This window comes from Nonomuraea sp. NPDC049504 (assembly GCF_040676845.1).
In the GTDB taxonomy this organism is placed as follows: Bacteria; Actinomycetota; Actinomycetes; order Streptosporangiales; family Streptosporangiaceae; genus Nonomuraea; species Nonomuraea salmonea.
In genome coordinates this window covers 18,727-36,034 of the sequence record NZ_JBFAPT010000029.1, presented here as the reverse complement: position 1 = coordinate 36,034, position 17,308 = coordinate 18,727, and the positions used below count along the sequence as shown (strand labels likewise).

At 71.3% G+C, this 17,308-nt stretch carries 12 protein-coding genes; 8 read left to right on the top strand and 4 right to left on the bottom strand.

Annotated features, from left to right (window positions below):
- The first annotated feature begins 90 nt into the window (after nt 1–90).
- From abc-f to AB0K28_RS40780, 4 genes are all read left to right on the top strand, one after another.
- Nucleotides 91–1,689, top strand: coding sequence for a ribosomal protection-like ABC-F family protein (gene abc-f / locus AB0K28_RS40795; RefSeq protein WP_364380996.1), 1,599 nt, complete (start codon nt 91–93; stop codon nt 1,687–1,689).
- Nucleotides 1,690–1,802: 113 nt separating this feature from the next.
- Complete coding sequence (locus AB0K28_RS40790) at nt 1,803–2,018, top strand: helix-turn-helix domain-containing protein (RefSeq protein ID WP_020547488.1); 216 nt, start codon at nt 1,803–1,805, stop codon at nt 2,016–2,018.
- Between the two features lie 135 nt (nt 2,019–2,153).
- Nucleotides 2,154–2,969, top strand: coding sequence for an enoyl-CoA hydratase/isomerase family protein (locus AB0K28_RS40785; RefSeq protein ID WP_364380993.1), 816 nt, complete (start codon nt 2,154–2,156; stop codon nt 2,967–2,969).
- Nucleotides 2,970–3,397: 428 nt separating this feature from the next.
- Nucleotides 3,398–5,287, top strand: coding sequence for an ABC transporter ATP-binding protein (locus AB0K28_RS40780; RefSeq protein WP_364380990.1), 1,890 nt, complete (start codon nt 3,398–3,400; stop codon nt 5,285–5,287).
- Nucleotides 5,288–5,392: 105 nt separating this feature from the next.
- Here AB0K28_RS40780 and AB0K28_RS40775 read toward each other — a convergent pair whose 3' ends face one another.
- Nucleotides 5,393–6,277, bottom strand: a complete 885-nt coding sequence (locus tag AB0K28_RS40775) for a sulfotransferase (RefSeq protein WP_364380987.1) — start codon at nt 6,275–6,277, stop codon at nt 5,393–5,395.
- Between the two features lie 30 nt (nt 6,278–6,307).
- Here AB0K28_RS40775 and AB0K28_RS40770 point away from each other — a divergent pair, with 30 nt between their 5' ends.
- Genes AB0K28_RS40770 through AB0K28_RS40760 form a run of 3 tightly spaced genes read left to right on the top strand, consistent with a single transcriptional unit; the run spans nt 6,308 to nt 8,915 of the window.
- On the top strand, nt 6,308–7,045 hold the full coding sequence (locus AB0K28_RS40770; RefSeq protein ID WP_364380984.1) for a Sir2 family NAD-dependent protein deacetylase: 738 nt from the start codon (nt 6,308–6,310) through the stop codon (nt 7,043–7,045).
- Nucleotides 7,032–7,973: an LD-carboxypeptidase gene (locus AB0K28_RS40765; RefSeq protein ID WP_364380981.1), complete on the top strand. Its 942-nt coding sequence runs from the start codon at nt 7,032–7,034 to the stop codon at nt 7,971–7,973. The genes AB0K28_RS40770 and AB0K28_RS40765 overlap by 14 nt, the downstream gene beginning before the upstream one ends.
- A gap of 33 nt (nt 7,974–8,006) precedes the next feature.
- The gene (locus AB0K28_RS40760) at nt 8,007–8,915 is read left to right on the top strand and encodes a hypothetical protein (protein WP_364380978.1); all 909 of its coding nucleotides are present in this window, start codon (nt 8,007–8,009) and stop codon (nt 8,913–8,915) included.
- Nucleotides 8,916–8,950: 35 nt separating this feature from the next.
- On the opposite strand, the gene AB0K28_RS40755 is transcribed toward AB0K28_RS40760, so the two are convergent.
- From AB0K28_RS40755 to AB0K28_RS40745, 3 genes are all read right to left on the bottom strand, one after another.
- Nucleotides 8,951–11,185 carry an excinuclease ABC subunit UvrA gene (locus tag AB0K28_RS40755; RefSeq protein ID WP_364381182.1) on the bottom strand — a complete coding sequence of 745 codons (2,235 nt, stop codon included), beginning with the start codon at nt 11,183–11,185 and terminating at the stop codon, nt 8,951–8,953.
- A gap of 198 nt (nt 11,186–11,383) precedes the next feature.
- Nucleotides 11,384–12,547: a histidinol-phosphate transaminase gene (locus AB0K28_RS40750; RefSeq protein WP_364380975.1), complete on the bottom strand. Its 1,164-nt coding sequence runs from the start codon at nt 12,545–12,547 to the stop codon at nt 11,384–11,386.
- 86 nt (nt 12,548–12,633) lie between these two features.
- A complete protein-coding gene (locus AB0K28_RS40745; protein WP_364380972.1) occupies nt 12,634–13,806 on the bottom strand; it encodes a PP2C family protein-serine/threonine phosphatase in 1,173 nt (390 codons plus the stop codon).
- A gap of 484 nt (nt 13,807–14,290) precedes the next feature.
- Between AB0K28_RS40745 and AB0K28_RS40740 the strand changes: the two genes are divergently transcribed.
- Nucleotides 14,291–17,254 (top strand): lantibiotic dehydratase, encoded by a 2,964-nt coding sequence (locus AB0K28_RS40740; RefSeq protein WP_364380969.1) that lies wholly within the window; start codon nt 14,291–14,293, stop codon nt 17,252–17,254.
- The last annotated feature ends 54 nt before the right edge of the window (nt 17,255–17,308 follow it).

The window sequence follows — 17,308 nt, the reverse complement described above, 5'->3', positions numbered from 1 at the left end:
GGGGGCTCTACACTGATCGGTATGCATACTCCCGATTGACCGGCGTCGCACGCCCAATCCTTGTTTCCTAGCTCGGGAGTGTCCGGTCACATGATCATCGCCAATGATATCGAGCTGCGCGCGGGCGCGCGCCTGCTCATCGAAAAAGCCTCCTTCCGGGTCAACCCCGGTGACAAGATCGGGCTCGTCGGCCGCAACGGCGCGGGCAAGACCACGCTGACCAAGGTGCTGGCGGGCGAGGGGTTGCCCGCCGCAGGCACGGTGACGCGCACCGGCAGCGTGGGCTACCTCCCCCAGGACCCGCGCACCGGTGACCTGCAGGTGCTGGCCCGCGACCGCATCCTGTCGGCGCGCGGCCTCGACGAGGTCATCCGCGAGCTGCGCGAGGCGGAGCTGGCCATGTCCTCCGCCGACGACCGCACCAGGGAGAAGGCCGTGCGCCGCTACGGGCGGCTCGAAGATCAGATGCACGTGCTCGGCGGTTACGCGGCCGAGTCGGAGGCGGCCTCCATCGCCTCCAGTCTCGGTCTGCCCGACCGCGTGCTCGGTCAGCCGCTGCAAACGCTTTCCGGCGGTCAGCGGCGCCGGGTGGAATTGGCGCGAATTCTTTTCAGCGGGGCGGAAACTCTCCTTCTCGACGAGCCGACAAACCACCTAGATGCGGACTCAATCGGGTGGCTTCGTGATTTTTTGCGCAGTCATCAAGGTGGCTTGGTGATCATCAGCCACGACGTCGGCCTTCTTGAAGCCACGGTCAACAAGGTCCTCCACCTCGACGCCAACCGGGCCGCGATCGATCACTACAACGTCGGCTGGACGGCCTACCTCGCCCAGCGCGAGACCGACGAGAAGCGCAGGAAGCGCGAGCGCGCCAACGCCGAGAAACAGGCGGGCGCGCTGCTCGCGCAGGCCGACAAGATGCGCGCCAAGGCCACCAAGGCCAAGGCGGCCCAAGACATGATGCGCCGCGCGCACCGGCTGCTCGCGGGCACCGAGGAGGAGCGCAAGAACGACAAGGTGGCGAAGCTGCGCTTCCCCGATCCGCAGCCGTGCGGGCGCACCCCGCTGACGGCGCGGGAGCTGTCGAAGTCGTACGGGTCGCTGGAGGTCTTCACCGACGTCGACGTGGCCATCGACCGAGGTCACAGGGTCGTCATCCTGGGCCTGAACGGCGCCGGCAAGACCACGCTGCTGCGCCTGCTGGGCGGTCTGGAAAAGCCCGACACCGGGGAGATCAAGCCGGGACACGGGCTCAAGATCGGTTATTACGCCCAGGAACACGAGACCCTTGACGCCGACCGTACGCTATTGGAGAACATGCGTTCGGCCGGTGGCGAGTTCACCGACACCGAGTTGCGCAAGGTGCTCGGGTCGTTCCTGTTCACCGGAGACGACGTCGACAAGCCCGCCGGGGTGTTGTCCGGTGGGGAGAAGACCCGTCTCGCACTTGCGATCTTGGTGCTCTCCAGCGCTAATGTCCTGCTTCTCGACGAGCCCACGAACAACCTCGATCCTGTCAGCCGCGAGCAGGTTCTCAATGCTCTGAGGTCGTATTCAGGAGCAATCGTCCTAGTCACGCACGACGAGGGTGCCGTTGACGCCCTGTCACCGGATAGGGTGATCTTGCTACCTGACGGAACTGAAGACGCATGGAGCGACGAATTTTCCGATCTTGTGGCACTCGCCTGATCTTAATTTGAGTGGGTACGGATCTTTTCCCGTGGAGTAGGTAGCCGATCCCGCTGAAATGACTGATCATGGCGGAGTAACGCTGCGGAAGTCCGGCACTACAGGAGGTACTCGTGGCCGAGACACTGAAGAAGGGCACCCGGGTCACCGGGGCCGACCGGGAAAAACTGGCCGGCGATCTCAAGAAGCGCTACGCCGCGGGTGAGAGCATCCGCGCCCTGGCCGCTTCGACCGGTCGGTCCTACGGGTTCATCCACCGCATCCTGAGCGAGTCCGGCGTGACTCTGCGCGGGCGCGGAGGGGCGACCCGAGGCAAGTCCAAGCGCTGACGGCCGCCTCGGAACGTGCGACCGCAGCCGCCCGTCCCAAGTCAGCCGGCGTCGCGCCCGAGCCAGAATCATATTCTGTAGGCTCGGGCGCGACGATCAGCATTCCGGGCATCCCGGAAGCGGAGGGAGCGGGCGATGGCGGAAGCGCAGGCGCGGCAGCGCGGGGGGAACGCGGATGACGGCTCCGCTGCGGCGGAGGACGGAGTCCGCTACGAGGTGGACGGTGAGATAGCGACGATCACGCTGGCCCGGCCGGACAAGCGCAACGCACAGACGTTCGCGACATGGTCGGCACTGGCTCGCATCGGCGAGAGCCTGCCCGAGCAGGTGCGCGTCGTCGTCGTGAAAGGTGAGGGACCGTCCTTCTCGGCAGGCATCGACCTGCGAATGTTCAAACCTGAGGGGGTTCCCGGACAGGGCTCGTTCAGTACGGCGGCCAAGATCGGCGACGCCGGCTTCGAGCAGCGCATCAGACAGGCCCAAGCGGGGTTCCTGTGGTTGCGCCGCCCGGAGATCGTCTCCATCGCGGCGGTGCAGGGGCACGCGATCGGCGCGGGGTTCCAGCTCGCGCTCTCCTGCGACCTCCGGATCGTGGCCGAGGATGTCGCGTTCTGTATGAAAGAGCCCGCACTGGGACTGGTGCCCGACCTGACCGGGACGAAGCCCCTGGTCGACCTGGTCGGCCTGGCCAAGGCCATCGACATCTGCCTGACCGCCAGGACCGTGCACGCCGACGAGGCCATGCGCATCGGCCTCGCGGAGCAAGTGGTCGCCCGTGGCGACCTGGAGCAAGCGGTACAGGACAAGATCGCCCAGCTGCTGTCCACCGACAGGGACGCGGCCGTGGCGACGAAAAGGCTCCTCCAGGGCGCGAGCCACCGCACCCTGGAGGAGCAGAGTGTGGCCGAGGGCATCGAACAGGCCGCACGCATCAAGGCGCTCTTCGGCTGAAGCAGGCTCGGGAGCCGGACCCGCGATCGGGGTGGGGTCCGGCTGAGTCGGGGATCAGTGCCGGCTGAGCCGGAGATCAGGGTCGTCCCGCTGACGTGCGTCGCTCGGCGGGACGGCGGCGCCCCGGCGCGCTCTGAGCCGTTGTGAGGCGTTCTGAGGGGGCGGGGTGGCCCCGATGGTCCGGCGAGGCCGTCACGGGCGCTCAGCGGCACGCAGAGCGGCGATCAGCCCCGGTTCACGGCGGCCCGTCCCGGTTTGGAACCGTCGAAAGGCGCGGAGAGGGCCGGGCGGAGCCCCGGGTTTCGTGGGTGGGTTGCGGGGCGGGTTGAGTGGGTGGGTTTCGGGGGTGGGTTTCGCGGTGAGCTGATCGGGGAATCTCCGGGCGCCGCCGGAGCGCTGTCTCCGGCGACGGAGGAGGGATCTGCCGGATGGCGATGATGGGTGGCGGCTTCGGGCCCCAGGTGTGGGCGTCCCTGCGACGCGACGGCTCGGTCACCAAGCAGCGGCTGCGCCCCGGCATCGCGCGGCGCATCGCCGGCTACGCCCGCCCCTACACCCGGCAGATCGTCGCGTTCCTGCTGCTCGTCGTGGCCGGCGCGGTCATCGTGGTGGCCAACCCGCTGCTGATGAAGGCGATCATCGACGACGGCATCCTCGTCAAGCGCACCGGCGTGGTCATCTGGCTGGCGGTGGCGATCGCCGCGCTCGCGCTCGTCGACGCAGGGCTGACGCTGGTGCAGCGGTGGTTCTCCGCCCGCATCGGCGAGGGCCTCATCTACGACCTGCGCACCGAGGTGTTCGACCACGTGCAGCGCATGCCGGTGGCGTTCTTCATGCGCGCCCAGACCGGCGCGCTGGTCAGCCGGCTCAACACCGACGTGATCGGCGCCCAGCGCGCGCTGACCAGCACCCTGTCCTCGGTCGTCGCCAACGTGGTCAGCCTGATCCTGGTGCTGGGCGCGATGCTGGCGCTGTCGTGGCAGGTCACGCTGGTCGCGCTGGTGCTGCTGCCGATCTTCATCGTGCCCGCGAAATACGTCGGCCGCCGCATGTCGGCGCTGACCCGTGAGCAGATGCAGCTCGACGCCGAGATGAGCTCGGTCACCACCGAGCGCTTCAACGTGGCCGGCGCCACGGTCGCCAAGCTCTACGGCCGCCCCGAGGACGACGCCGCCATGTTCGGCGGCCGGGCCGCCAGGGTGCGCGACGTCGGCGTCACCGTCGCCATGTACGGCACGGTCTTCCGCGTCGCGCTCGGCCTCATCGCCGCCCTGGCCACGGCCCTGGTCTACGGCATCGGCGGCGTGCTGTCGGTCTCCGGCGCGTTCGAGCTCGGCACGCTGGTGGCGCTGGCCGCGCTGCTGATGCGCCTCTACGGCCCGCTGACCTCGCTGTCCAACGTGCACGTCGACGTGATGACCGCGCTGGTCAGCTTCGACCGCGTCTTCGAGATCCTCGACCTCAAGCCCATGGTGGCCGAGCGGCCCGGAGCCGTGCCGGCGCCGGGCGGGCCGGTGACCATCGAGTTCGACGACGTGCACTTCCGCTACCCGGCCGCCGAGGACGTCTCGCTGGCCTCGCTGGAGTCGGTGGCCGGGCAGGACACCGGGCCCTCGCACCCGGTGCTCAAGGGCGTGTCGTTCACCGCCGAGCCCGGGCGGCTCATCGCGCTAGTCGGGCCGAGCGGCGCGGGCAAGACCACGATCACCTCGCTGGTGTCGCGGCTCTACGACGTCGACGAGGGCGCCGTACGCGTCAACGGCCTCGACGTACGCGACGCCACGCTCGCCTCGCTGCGCGACACCGTGGGCGTGGTGATGCAGGACCCCCACCTCTTCCACGACACGATCGAGGCCAACCTGCGCTACGCCAAGCCCGACGCGAGCGAGGCGGAGATGTGGGAGGCGCTGCGGGCGGCGCAGATCGCCGACCTGGTCGCGGGTCTGCCCGACGGGCTGGGGACCGTGGTGGGCGATCGCGGCTACCGGCTGTCGGGCGGCGAGAAGCAGCGGCTCGCGCTGGCCAGGCTGCTGCTCAAGGCGCCGCGCGTGGTCGTGCTCGACGAGGCCACCGCGCACCTCGACTCCGAGTCGGAGGCGGCGGTGCAGGTGGCGCTGAAGACCGCGCTCGAAGGCCGCACCTCGCTGGTGATCGCGCACCGGCTGTCCACGATCAGGGAGGCCGACGAGATCCTCGTCGTCCAGGACGGCCGCATCGCCGAGCGGGGCAGGCACGAGGCGCTGCTGGCCCGCGGCGGCCTCTACGCCGAGCTCTATCGCACCCAGTTCAGCTCCTCCGACAGCAACCCGGCCGCCTGACGCCCGCTGAGCGGGCGGCCGAAGGCCGGGGCGTGGCCGAGCGGAGCTTCGGGCGGGCAGGTGGGGTCGGGCGGTCAGGTGGGGTCAGGTGGGGTCGGGCGGGGGTCAGGCGGGCAGGTAGCCGAGGCGGGTGAGTTCCTTGGCGGCGACCTTTTCCACCAGCTCCAGGTCGTCGCGGGCGAGGGCGGTGCGCCAGGCGCCGACCTTCGGGACGGCGGGGTCGTACATGACGACCTTGGACACGCGCGTCTCCAGGAACTCGGCGAGCGTCGCGACCGCCTGCTGCGGCCTGCCGACCAGCTCCTCGTACCGCAGCGTCAGCAGGTGCGTCTCGGGCAGGGTGCGGCGCAGCTCGGCGCTGACCCGGACGGCGCCGCGCCAGCGCAGCGCGCTCTTGCCCGCCGCCGGCATGGCCTTCCAGCGCTCCAGGTGTTCCTCCTTGGCGACGCCGAGGAACGCGCTGGGGAACTCGGTCCGCTCGGCCAGCATGGCCGGCTTGAACCAGGCCAGGCAGGCGGGGTCGGCCAGCATGCCGGCGACGGCGTCCCTGCCGTCGCGGATGAGCTGCACGAACCGGGCGTCGGGGAACGCCTGCAGCAGTACGGGAGCGCTGTACAGCAGGTCGGGGCTGCCGTCGCCGAAGCGGGTGACGTCGGCGGCGCTGACGCACGGGCCCGCGCCGGTGACGCCGCCCGCGTCCCTGCACGGCTCGGCGCACTCGCCGCACGAGCGGGGCAGCACCTGCCACGACTCGGCGAGCGCGTCGCGCAGCACGCGGACGGAGCCGGGCGTCGCGGCGAGCGACGGCTTGCGGGCGAAGGCGTAGACCACGTGCGCCACGCTCGCGCGGCCCATCGTCACGTGGAAGCCGGGGGACCGTTTGAGGGCGCGGGCGAGCAGGTCCACGCCGGAATGCGGCGCTCCGAGCAGGAAGACCGGCCGGCGGACCTTGATGCCGTTGACCACGAGGATGTGGGGCGGAAGTCGCATACAGCAGCCAAGTGTGACACCGTTTGCCAGGTGAACGCGCCATCCTCAGTGTCGGTCCTCACCGGAGCGGGTGTGTCCACCGATTCCGGCATCCCCGACTTCCGGGGGCCGCAGGGCGTGTGGACGAAGAACCCGCGCGCCGAGGCCGACGCGACGATCGACCGCTACCTCGCCGACCCCGAGGTCAGGCGGGCGAGCTGGCGTTCCAGGCGCGATTCGCCGGCCTGGCGGGCGCAGCCGAACGCCGCCCACCAGGCGCTGGTCGAGCTCGAGCACGCCGGGCTGCTGCGCGCGCTCATCACCCAGAACATCGACGAGCTGCACCAGCGCGCCGGTTCGTCGCCGGAGAAGGTCATCGAGCTGCACGGCACCATGCGCCGCGCCGAGTGCCTCTCCTGTGACCTGATCACGCCGATGGAAGAAGTGCTGGGGAGGGTGGACGCGGGCGAGGACGACCCGCCGTGCCCCCGCTGCGGCGGCATCCAGAAGGCGAACACGATCTCGTTCGGGCAGTCGCTCAAGCCGGAGGTGCTGGGCGCGGCGCTCGACGCGGCCCGTACGTGCGAGCTGTTCCTCGCGGTCGGCACGTCGCTGACCGTGCACCCGGCCGCCGGGCTGTGCGGCGAGGCGCTCGACGCGGGCGCCCGGCTGGTGATCGTGAACGCCGAGCCGACCCCCTACGACCCCTTCGCCGACCGGGTCGTCAACGAGCCGATCGGCAACGCACTACCCACGCTCGTCAAGGAGTTGATCGATGCGGCCAGGTGACACCGTCGCCATCGTCTCGCCGTCAGGACCGCCGAACCCGGAGCTGCTGCGCCGCGGCGTCGAGCGGCTGGAGGGCCTCGGCCTGAAGGTCGTGGTCGGGGCGCACGCGCTCGACCGGCAGGACCTCGACTACCTGGCGGGTGCCGACGCCGCCAGGGCGGCCGACCTGCAGGACGCCTGGTGCGATCCGGCCGTCTCGGCGGTCTTCTGCTGCCGCGGCGGCTACGGCGCCGGCCGGCTGCTGGAACTGCTCGACTGGGACGCGATGCGGGCGGCAGGGCGGGCGGCAGGGCCCAAGACGCTGCTCGGGTCGAGCGACATCACGGCGCTGCACAACGCGTTCGCGATCGAGCTGGACGTGCCGACGCTGCACGGGCCGATGATCGCCTGCGACGTGATCGCCGGCGACGACGCCGGGCCAGAGCCGCTGACCTGGGAGAGCCTGCGTGAGGCGCTGTTCGGGCCGGACGAAGGAGTGACGCCGGTCGCCGGTGACCGGGTGCTGGCGCCCGGGAGCGCGGAGGGCCGCGCGGAGGGCCGCGCGGAGGGCGTGGTGCGCGGCGGTAACCTGTCGTTGCTCGCCTCGATGTGCGGCACCCGGTGGCAGCCGTCGTTCGCCGACGGCATCGCGTTCCTCGAGGACGTCGGGGAGGAGCCGTACCGCATCGACCGCATGCTCACGCAGCTGCTGCAGGCGGGCGCGTTCGACGGCGTGCGGGGCATCGCGCTCGGCTCGTGGGTGGGCTGCGGCGACCCCTATCCGGTGCTCGAAGACCGGCTGCGCCCGCTGGGGGTGCCCATCGTCGCCGGGTTGCCGGTGGGACACGGGACACCCCAGATGAGTGTGTGGTTTGGGGCACTTGGTGTTATCGATACCGAATCGTGCTCCCTGACTGGCTCGTGGGGAATGGGAGAGCAGGCAAGGTAGAGGGACGAATCCGACAGAAAGGGACACAGCGGCGTGAATTGGTACGAGCGTGACCGCGAGGCCCCGCGCCGTCCGGTCGAGGACGTCGATCTCGACTCGCTGCTGGCCCTCGTCGCGGAGTCCCTCGGATACTCCTTCGCCTTCTCCGGCGACGGCTCGCTCCTCACCCTTGAACGTGCCGAGCAACCCCCAGGGCGACCCACCGCAGGGCGGCCCACCCCCGAGCTGGTCGTCAAGCTGACCGGGCTGCGCCGCGAGGCCGCGCGCCGGGCCAGGGAGGACTGGCCGGTGCTGGTCTCCGAGCACCTGGCGCACGCCGTCGCCACCGCGGACGAGCGCGTGGACGTGTCCGACCTGGAGCAGGCCGGGCCGCTGCTGCGGATCAGGGTCGAGTCGGTGGACGCGGTGCCCGACCTGACCCGCGTCGTCGGCCGCCACCTCAACGCCGACCTGGTCGAGCTGCTCACCGTGGGCGCGCGGCTGGTCAGGCCGGAGGAGTCGGGCTGCTGGCCGGTCTCCGGCGGGCAGGCGCTCGACCGGGCGGTGGCCAACGTGCGCAGGCACGGCTCGCTGACGTCCGAGAACATCGCGCTGTCCGGCACCCCGATCATCCGGCTGACCGCCGAGAGCCCGTCGGCCGCCACCCACCTGCGCTGGCTGGACGAGCACCTGACCGTGCCCGCCGACGGGGTGCTCGTGGTGCTGCCCGACCCGTACACGCTGCTCGTGCACCCCGTCGACGGCATCGGCGTGGTACGCGCGCTCGAACGGCTGCGCGTGCACGCCGTCCGCACCGACGGGCTCAGCCCGCAGGTCTACTGGTGGCACGACGGGCAGCTGACGCTGATCAGGGCCGACATCGTCGCCCAGGACGGGCAGACCAGGCTGGTCGTGGCGCCGCCGCCCGAGTTCGCGCGCGTGCTGGCCCGGCTCGCGGTCTGACACCCGGGGTCTGAAACCGCGCGCCGGGCTGACGCTCAGCTCATGCCGACGTAGTCCCGCAGGTGGACGGCCGTGAGCGAGGTGCCGGTGGCGACCAGCTCGCCCGGCGTGCCGGCGAAGACCACCTGGCCGCCGTCGTGACCGGCCCCGGGCCCGAGGTCCACGATCCAGTCGGCGTGCGCCATGACCGCCTGGTGGTGCTCGATCACGATGACCGAGTTGCCGTCGTCCACCAGCCGGTCGAGCAGCGACAGCAGCTGGTCGACGTCGGCCAGGTGCAGGCCGGTGGTGGGCTCGTCCAGCACGTACGTGGTGCCGTTCCTGGCCATGTTGATGGCCAGCTTGAGCCGCTGCCGCTCGCCGCCCGACAGCGTCGTGAGCGGCTGCCCCAGCCCGATGTAGCCGAGCCCGACGGCCACCAGCCGGTCGAGGATGACGCCCGCCTGCCCCTTCGGGAAGAACTCCCTGGCCTCGGCGACCGGCATCTCCAGCACCTCGCTGATGTTCTTGCCGTGCAGCCGGTACGTCAGCACCTCCGGCGTGAACCGCCGCCCCTCGCACTGCTCGCACACCGAGGCGACCCCGGCCATCATCGCGAGGTCGGTGTAGATCAGCCCGATGCCCTTGCAGGCCGGGCATGCGCCCTCGGAGTTGGCGCTGAACAGGCCCGGCTTGACCCCGTTGGCCTTGGCGAACGCCGCCCTGATCGGGTCGAGCACCCCGGTGTAGGTGGCCGGGTTGCTCCGGCGCGAGCCGCGGATCTGCGACTGGTCGGCCACCACCACGCCGTCGCGGCCCGCGACGTAGCCGTGGATGAGCGAGCTCTTGCCCGATCCGGCGACGCCGGTGACCACGGTGAGCACGCCGAGCGGGATGTCCACGCTCACGTCGCGCAGGTTGTGCAGGGTGGCGTTCCTGATCGGCAGCTGCCCCGTGGGCTTGCGCACCTCCTCGCGCAGGCCCACCCGGTGGTCGAGGTAGCGGCCGGTGAGCGTGCCCGAGGCGCGCAGGCCCGCGAGGTCGCCCTGGTAGCAGATCTCGCCGCCGGCGGTCCCCGCCCCCGGCCCGAGGTCCACCACGTGGTCGGCGATCGTGATCAGCTCGGGCTTGTGCTCGACGACGAGCACCGTGTTGCCCTTGTCGCGCAGTTGCAGCAGCAGGCTGTTCATCCGCTGGATGTCGTGCGGGTGCAGCCCGGCGGTCGGCTCGTCGAAGACGTACGTGACGTCGGTGAGGCTGGAGTTGAGATGGCGCACCATCTTGACCCGCTGGGCCTCGCCGCCCGAGAGCGTGGCGGACTCGCGGTCGAGGCTGAGGTAGCCGAGCCCGATGCCGACCAGGGAGTCGAGCGTGGACAGCAGCCCTTCGAGCACCGGCCCGACCGAGGGGTCGCCGATGCCGCGGACGAACGCCGCCAGGTCGTCGATCTGCATGGCCGACAGGTCGGTGATGCCGCGGCCCTGGACGCGGGCCGAACGGGCGGCCTCGTTGAGGCGGGTGCCGCCGCACGAGGGGCAGGTCGCGGACTTGATCGCCCGGTCGGCGAACGCGCGCGCCGCCGACTGCATCGACTCGCGGTCCTTACCGAGGTACGACTTGCGCACCTTCAGCATCAGGCCCTCGTAGGTGAAGTTGTTGGTGCCGTACTTCAGCTTGCTTGCCGGCTTGTACAGCAGGTCCTGCCACTGCTGTTCGGTGAAGTCCTTCAGCTTCGTGCCAGGGTCGAACAGCCCCGAGCCGGCCACGACCTGCCACTGCCAGCTCCCGACCGGGAAGCCGGGGATCTTGATGGCGCCGTCGTCGAGCGACAGCTCACGGTCGACCAGCTCGTCCACGTCGATCTCGGACGCCTTGCCGAGGCCCTCGCACTCGGGGCACATGCCCTCGGCCCGGTTGAAGCTGAAGGCGGAGGCGGGGCCGACGTGCGGGCTGCCGATGCGGCTGAAGAGGATGCGCAGCATGGTGTGGGCGTCGGTGACGGTGCCCACGGTGGAGCGCGAGTTGGCCCCCATGCGCTCCTGGTCGACGATGATCGCCGCGCTGAGGTTGTGCAGCGCGTCGATGTCGGGCCGGCCGAGGCTCGGCATGAACGACTGGATGAACGCGGTGTACGTCTCGTCGATCAGCCGGCGGGACTCCGCGGCGATCGTGTCGAAGACGAGCGAGGACTTCCCGGAACCGGACACGCCGGTGAACACGGTGAGCCGCCGCTTGGGGACGTCGAGGGAGACGCCCTTGAGGTTGTTCTCCCTGGCGCCGCGGACCTGGATGTGGTCGTGACTGTCCGCTGCCTTGTGATCAGTGCTGTGATCGGTGCTGTGATCAACGCCGGGGTCGGTGCTTGCCTCGGGGAGCACGGGATCCTTTCGTCATCGGCCGACTGTTTATGCTGTAAGGAGATTTGGCCGAGACAGCTTACACCGGCCCGCCGGTGCTCTCGTACGGGCCGGTTCAGGCGGATTCGTGCGCTACGCCGAGAGCGGGTTGACGTGGCGGTGGTGCACCCCGATCACCGGGATCTCGTGCAGGCTGCCTGAGTACAGGAACTGCGTCATGCCGATGAGCAGCCGCCGCACGTCCTCCTGCGGGCGCACGACCAGGCGCAGGAACTGGCTCGTGGTGCCCAGCTTGTTGCCGCACTCGCGGACGTACACGCCGTGCTCGGTCAGCAGGTGGTCGCGCAGCGGCACCCCGTCGTGCCCCGGTGGCAGCTTGACCAGCAGGAAGTTGCCCTGCGAGGCGTACACCGACAGCCCCGGCATGGTGCTGAGCTGCTGGAACATCGCCCGTCTGTCGGCGCCCAGCCGCCTGAGGCTGTCCTGGTACTCGTTCATGAACTCCCGCATCATGAACACCACGACCTCGGCGAAGGAGTTCAGGTTCCACTTGGGCAGCGCGTCGCGCACCCGGCCGGCCAGCGCGGGGTTGGCCACCATGTAGCCGAAGCGGATGCCGTGCAGGCCGAAGTTCTTGCCCAGGCTGCGCAGCACGATCACGTTCGGCCGCACCGCCGCCTCCGCGGCCACCCCCGGGTACGGCTCGGCGTCCACGAACTCGCCGAACGACTCGTCCACGATCACCAGGTCGAGGTCGATGAGCTGGTCGAGCAGGTACAGGACCTGGTGCTTGGGCAGGTAGCCGCCGTCGGGGTTGTTCGGGTTGCAGATCACCGCCACCCGCGAGCCGCGCATGCGGATGAACGACACGAAGTCGTCCACGTCGAGCGCGAAGTTGCGGCTCTCCTGCAACGGGTACATGTCCACCCGCTTGCCGGTCTCCAGCGGCTGGTCGGTCCAGCGGCCGAAGGTGGGGATGGGCACCGCCAGGCTCTCGCGGACCAGCAGGTGGTCGATCCAGGTGATCAGCTCCGTCGAGCCGTTGCCCATGGCGACCGTCTTGGGGTGCAGGCCGAGCGTGGCGCACAGCTCCTCGGTGATCGTCCCTGCGTCGCTGGGATAGAACTTCAGGATCGTCTCCAGGTTCCTCCCGAGGTGCTCGAATATGTCCGGCGTGGGGAAGTACGGATTACAGGGGATGCAGAAGTCCACCGGGGCGCGCTCTCCCACCGAGCCGCGCATGAGTGAGAAGTACGACGGGCTGTGCGCTTGGGCCCGCAAGAGACTGAGCTCCACGACACCTCCATGGACCACGTGTCCGATGTGTGGAGGTACGCGCCGATCCGGGACACGGTTCAGGAGATTTCCCGATGTGATCTTCTTCACGGTGGGATCGACGGCGGGCCCATGCGGCGCAGCGTCAGGACGGCCACGTCGTCGCGGACGTCTCCGCCCGTGAACTCCTGCAGGTCGGCGCCCAGCGCGCGGCCGAGCGGCGCGGGCGGGTCCGGCGCCCACGCGCGCAGCCGCTCCTCCAGCGGGTAGAACGCGCCGCGCGGGTCACGTGCCTCGGTCACCCCGTCGGTGCACAGCAGCAGCGTCGCGCCCAGCGGGAAGGCGAAGCGCGTGCCGCGGCGGGGCGTCGCCGTCAGCGACGCGAGCCCGAGCGGCAGGGCGGGCTCGCCCAGGTCCACCTGGTACGCCTCGCCGTCGTGCAGCACGAAAGGGGCGATGTGGCCGCAGTTGATCGCCTCCACCTCGGTGTCGCCGGCGATGTCCAGCACGAGGGCCGTGACCAGCCGCTCGGGCTCGCCGGTCATGGCGGCGAACACGTTCTGCCGCACCACCGTCGTCTCCAGGGCGGCCACGACGCCGGTCAGCGTGTCCTCGCGGTAGGCGGCCTCCCTGAACGAGCCCAGCACGGCCAGCGCCGTGCCGATCGCGGGCAGGCCCTTGCCCTGGACGTCCGCGATCAGCACCCGGGTGCCGTGGCGGGACACGGCGACGTCGTACACGTCGCCGCCGACCAGGGCGTCCTCCTCGATCGGGTGGTAGAGGCCGTCCACGGCGACCTCGGCCGTACGCAGGGGGAGCGGGCGCACGATGAGCCGCTGCAGCGCCGAGGCCGCCGACCGCAGCCGGTGCACCTCCTCCTCCCGGCGTACGCGGTAACGGCAGCCGAGCACGCTCACCACGCCGAAGATCGTGGTGAACCCGGCCGCGAGCAGCAGGTCGTCGACCTGCGCGCCCAGGTAGGCGCCGGTGCCGACCTCCACCAGCACCACCCAGACGGAGGCGGCGATCGTCTGCTTCACGTCGCCGAGGCCCGACACGATGGCCGGCAGGAAGATCAGCAGCGGGTACAGCCTGATGGCCGTGCCCGTGGTCAGGTCCAGTGCGATCACCACGGCGGTGACGAGGAACAGCCCCGCGAGGAACAGGGGCGTCCACAGATAGCGCCCCCCGCTCGGCACCTGGCTCGCCCTGCTGCCGCGCCCGCCGCCGACCGGCCTCCCGCGCCTGCGCCGCGCCTGTCCCGTCACTGTCGCCCGCACCCCCCATGTCACCTTCTATCAGGCGGTTTCGCCTGCCCGGCCCACGGCGCGCGTCCTTGACCCCACCTTGCCCCGCGCGGGTAAATGAGAGTTATTCGCACGGGTGCGTTCACGCGTTTATCCGACCGGCCGCGTACGTTGTTCCGCGCCGCTCGCCCGCGTTTTCAATGGCGGGAAAACGACGGCCTGGCAAGGCCGTCCTTAATGCTTTTCCGGGTCGTTTCAGGTGGTGGATGTGTGTGGATCGTTGACTCTGTGTGCGGGAAGGATAGGCCCAGTGACTACGGAAAGTAAACAGTCGCGTCCTGTTTGGAGTGGTTTGCTGGCATTGTTGGGTGTTTTCGATGGGAGGGACAAGAGGGCGTCACTGATTCTCATTTTCTTTTCCTGGCCAAACGCATTGACAGAAATAAATGATCTTGTAAGCATCTGAGTTGAGACGCGGTGCGGCGGTGAATTCATGTCAGGAAAGGGAGCGGTCCATATGGACATCGAGCACGACTGGACCCTGCTGCCGGCCGTGGTCGTCCGCAGCGCCGGATTTCCGTGGGAGCTGGTGCTGTCACTCGCCTACCTCAGGGCGGCGGAGGCGGCCGCGGTCGTCGTACAACTGGAGCGCAAGGCATTCGACCTGCTCGCCGACGCTCCCGCCCACGCGACAGGCCCCCGCCCGGCCGGCGCGCCTGACCGCCGGGCGAACACGGGCACGGGTCCAGTAGCCGGGGCAGGAGCGGGGGCGGAGACGGGGCGGACGTCGCGCGGGCTGCGGGGGCGCCTGCGCGACCTGCGGCCGTTGCCGTCCGGGGCCGTCGTCTCCGACGCCGCCGGCGCGGGCAACTGGGTGCTGGCCTGGAACGAGGTCACCAGCATGCTGGAGCGCGCCAAGCTCACGCTCACCGCGCTCGTCGGCGGTGACGCCGCCCTCACCAGGGCCGCCGTGTCCCGGCTCACCGCCGACGAACGCTTCCTCGACGCGCTCGTCTGCTCCGCGCCCGCCCTCTACCGCGACCTGCGCCACGGTGCCAAGGGCGGCAGGACCCGCCGGGAGCTGGCCGCGCACCTGCAGCGGCTGGCCACCTCGTGCGAGACGGACGGCTGCTACGGGCCGCTGAACTACGGCGCCGTCCGGCCCGGCCCCTCCGGTCACACGTGGAAGGGGCACCGGGTCTACCGGCAGCGGGTGGCGTACCCGGCCGGGCGGGTGAACGAGGCGCTCCAGCAGCGCATCCTCGCCGACCCCGCGCTGGTGCCCGGCCTGGTGCCGCGCCGCAGGACCCTGGTGGGCGAGGTACGTGAGGGGGCCGCCTTCACCGGCCACTGCGACGGCGCCCGTACGCTCGCCGAGATCGCCGCCGCGACGGGCACCGACATGGAACGCGCGGCCGCGGCGCTCACCGTGGCGGTCCGCCGCGGCCTGCTCACCCACGACCTGTGCCCGCCCGCCGGCGTCACCGACCCCTTCGCCTGGCTCCGCGACCGCCTCACCACCCGCGCCATCCCCCTCACCCACGGCGACGGTCCCACCCATGGGCGGCCCACGGAGGACGGCGGCACCGCACCGCACAGGGAGCGGGTGCAGCCGCCGGCGCCCTGTGAGTGCGGGCTGACGCCGCACCCCGCCCACCCGGACTCCCTTCCTCCCGCCGCGCACCCCGGCTCCCTTCCTCCCGCCGCCGCAGCGCGACGAGCCTCCAGCGGCAGCGCGGGCCTCACCGGGCACGGGGGTGCCGGTGAAGCCGCGGGCGGCCCCGTAGCGGGCCCCGTAGCGGGCCCCGTAGCGGGCCCCGTAGCGGGCCCCGTAGCGGGCCACGAGAGCGGCCCCGCAGGCGGTCCCGAGAGTGGGCCCAGGCCCGGGCCCGACGCCGGGATTCGGGGCGGGGCGGGGCCGGCAGGCTTCGGGGGGAGGCCGGTCAGGGAGGCCGGGGGTGCAGCGTCGGGGGCGTCCAGGCGGGGGTTCGTGGCCCCCGCGGGCGTGCCCGTGCAGCGCGGGCTGAAGGGCGCCGGCCAGGCGTCCAGGTCCGAGCTGCCGGTGGGGCGGCGGGTCGGGGAGATCAGCGAGTTGCTCGCGCAATATCCCGCCGCCTCACCCGACGTGAAGCTCGCCGTGCAGCGCAGGATCGAGGCGCTGGCGGGCGTCGGCGGGCACCGCGACGACCGGGTGACGGTGCACGAGGCCGCCGCCGGCACGCTGCGGGTCGGCGTCGGCGACGCGCTGGCCGCCGACCTGCGGGAGCGGGTGCCGAGAGTGCTGGATCTGCTGGCCGAGGAGGCGGAGCTGACCCGGCTGCGCACCAACCGGCTGCTGGCCGGGCGGCTCGGGCCCGGCACGTACGCGCTGTCCGACGCCCTGCGCATGACCGGCGACCTGGAGATCGACCACGGCGACCGGCTGCCCGCCCGCATCGCGGAGCTGGTCCGCGCCGCGAAGCCGGGCACCGCCGAGCTGAACCTCGCGAACCTGCTGGACGAGCCCGCTCCGCCGGCCGCGCCCGTGCTGTGCTCGGCGGACGTGATGGTGGCTGCGCCGTCGCTGGAGGCGTACGAGCCGGGCGTCACCCCGCTGGTGCTCACCGCCCTGCACGACGGGGTGCTGCTCACGCCGTGGGCGCTGCAGTTCCACGACGACGAGGCCGCCTGCCTGGCCGAGCGCGACGCGCAGGTGCGGCGGGCGCTGTCGGGGTTCACGGTGCTGAACGTCGTCTCTCGCCCCGAGCACGGCGTGCCCAGGCCGGAACTGCCAGGACCCGTGCTGGAGCTCGGCGGCGCGACCGCGGGCGAGGACCGGCGCAGGATCGGCCTCGACGAGCTGTACGTGCACAGCGACGGCCACCGCGCCGTCCTGCACGCCAAGGGGTTCGAGGAGCCGCTGCTGTTCCACGACGGCGAGCACGACACGGCGCTGCACACGGCGCTCGCCCTGCCCAGGCTCCGGCTGCCGAGGCTCGGCGACCTGCCCCGCATGCCCCGGCTGACCTGGGACAACGTGGTCCTGGCCGGGCGGCGCTGGCATGTCGGCGGTGCCGCGTTCGAGGGGTTCGGGCAGGCGGGCGGGGACGGCGACCTGCTGGTGGCGATGGCCCGGCTGCGGGAGGCGTACGAGCTGCCCGTCGTGTTCTTCGCCGCCACCGCCCGCGAGCGCGTCTACGTCGACACCCGCTCGCCCGCCCTCCTCGAAGGGCTCGCCCGCCTGGCCGCGGGCGGCGACGGGGTCACGGTGAGCGAGGTGCTGCCGGGGCCCGAGGGGTGCTGGCTGCGCGACGGCGAGCACCGGTTCGCGGCCGAGCTGCGCTGCGTCTACCTGCGCCCGGCCGGGGGAGAGCGCCGCCCCTCCGGCACGAGCGCCCGCCGCGCGCCCGCACCGGCCCCGAAGCCGGTCAGGCGCCTGTTCGGCAGGATGTCCGCGCACCCCTACCCCTGGCCCGGCGAGACCACCCGCCAGAGCCGCTGAGCCCCGCCCCCGGGATAAACCGGTTGCGCCCGGCGGGGCGCGGCTGGTGTACTC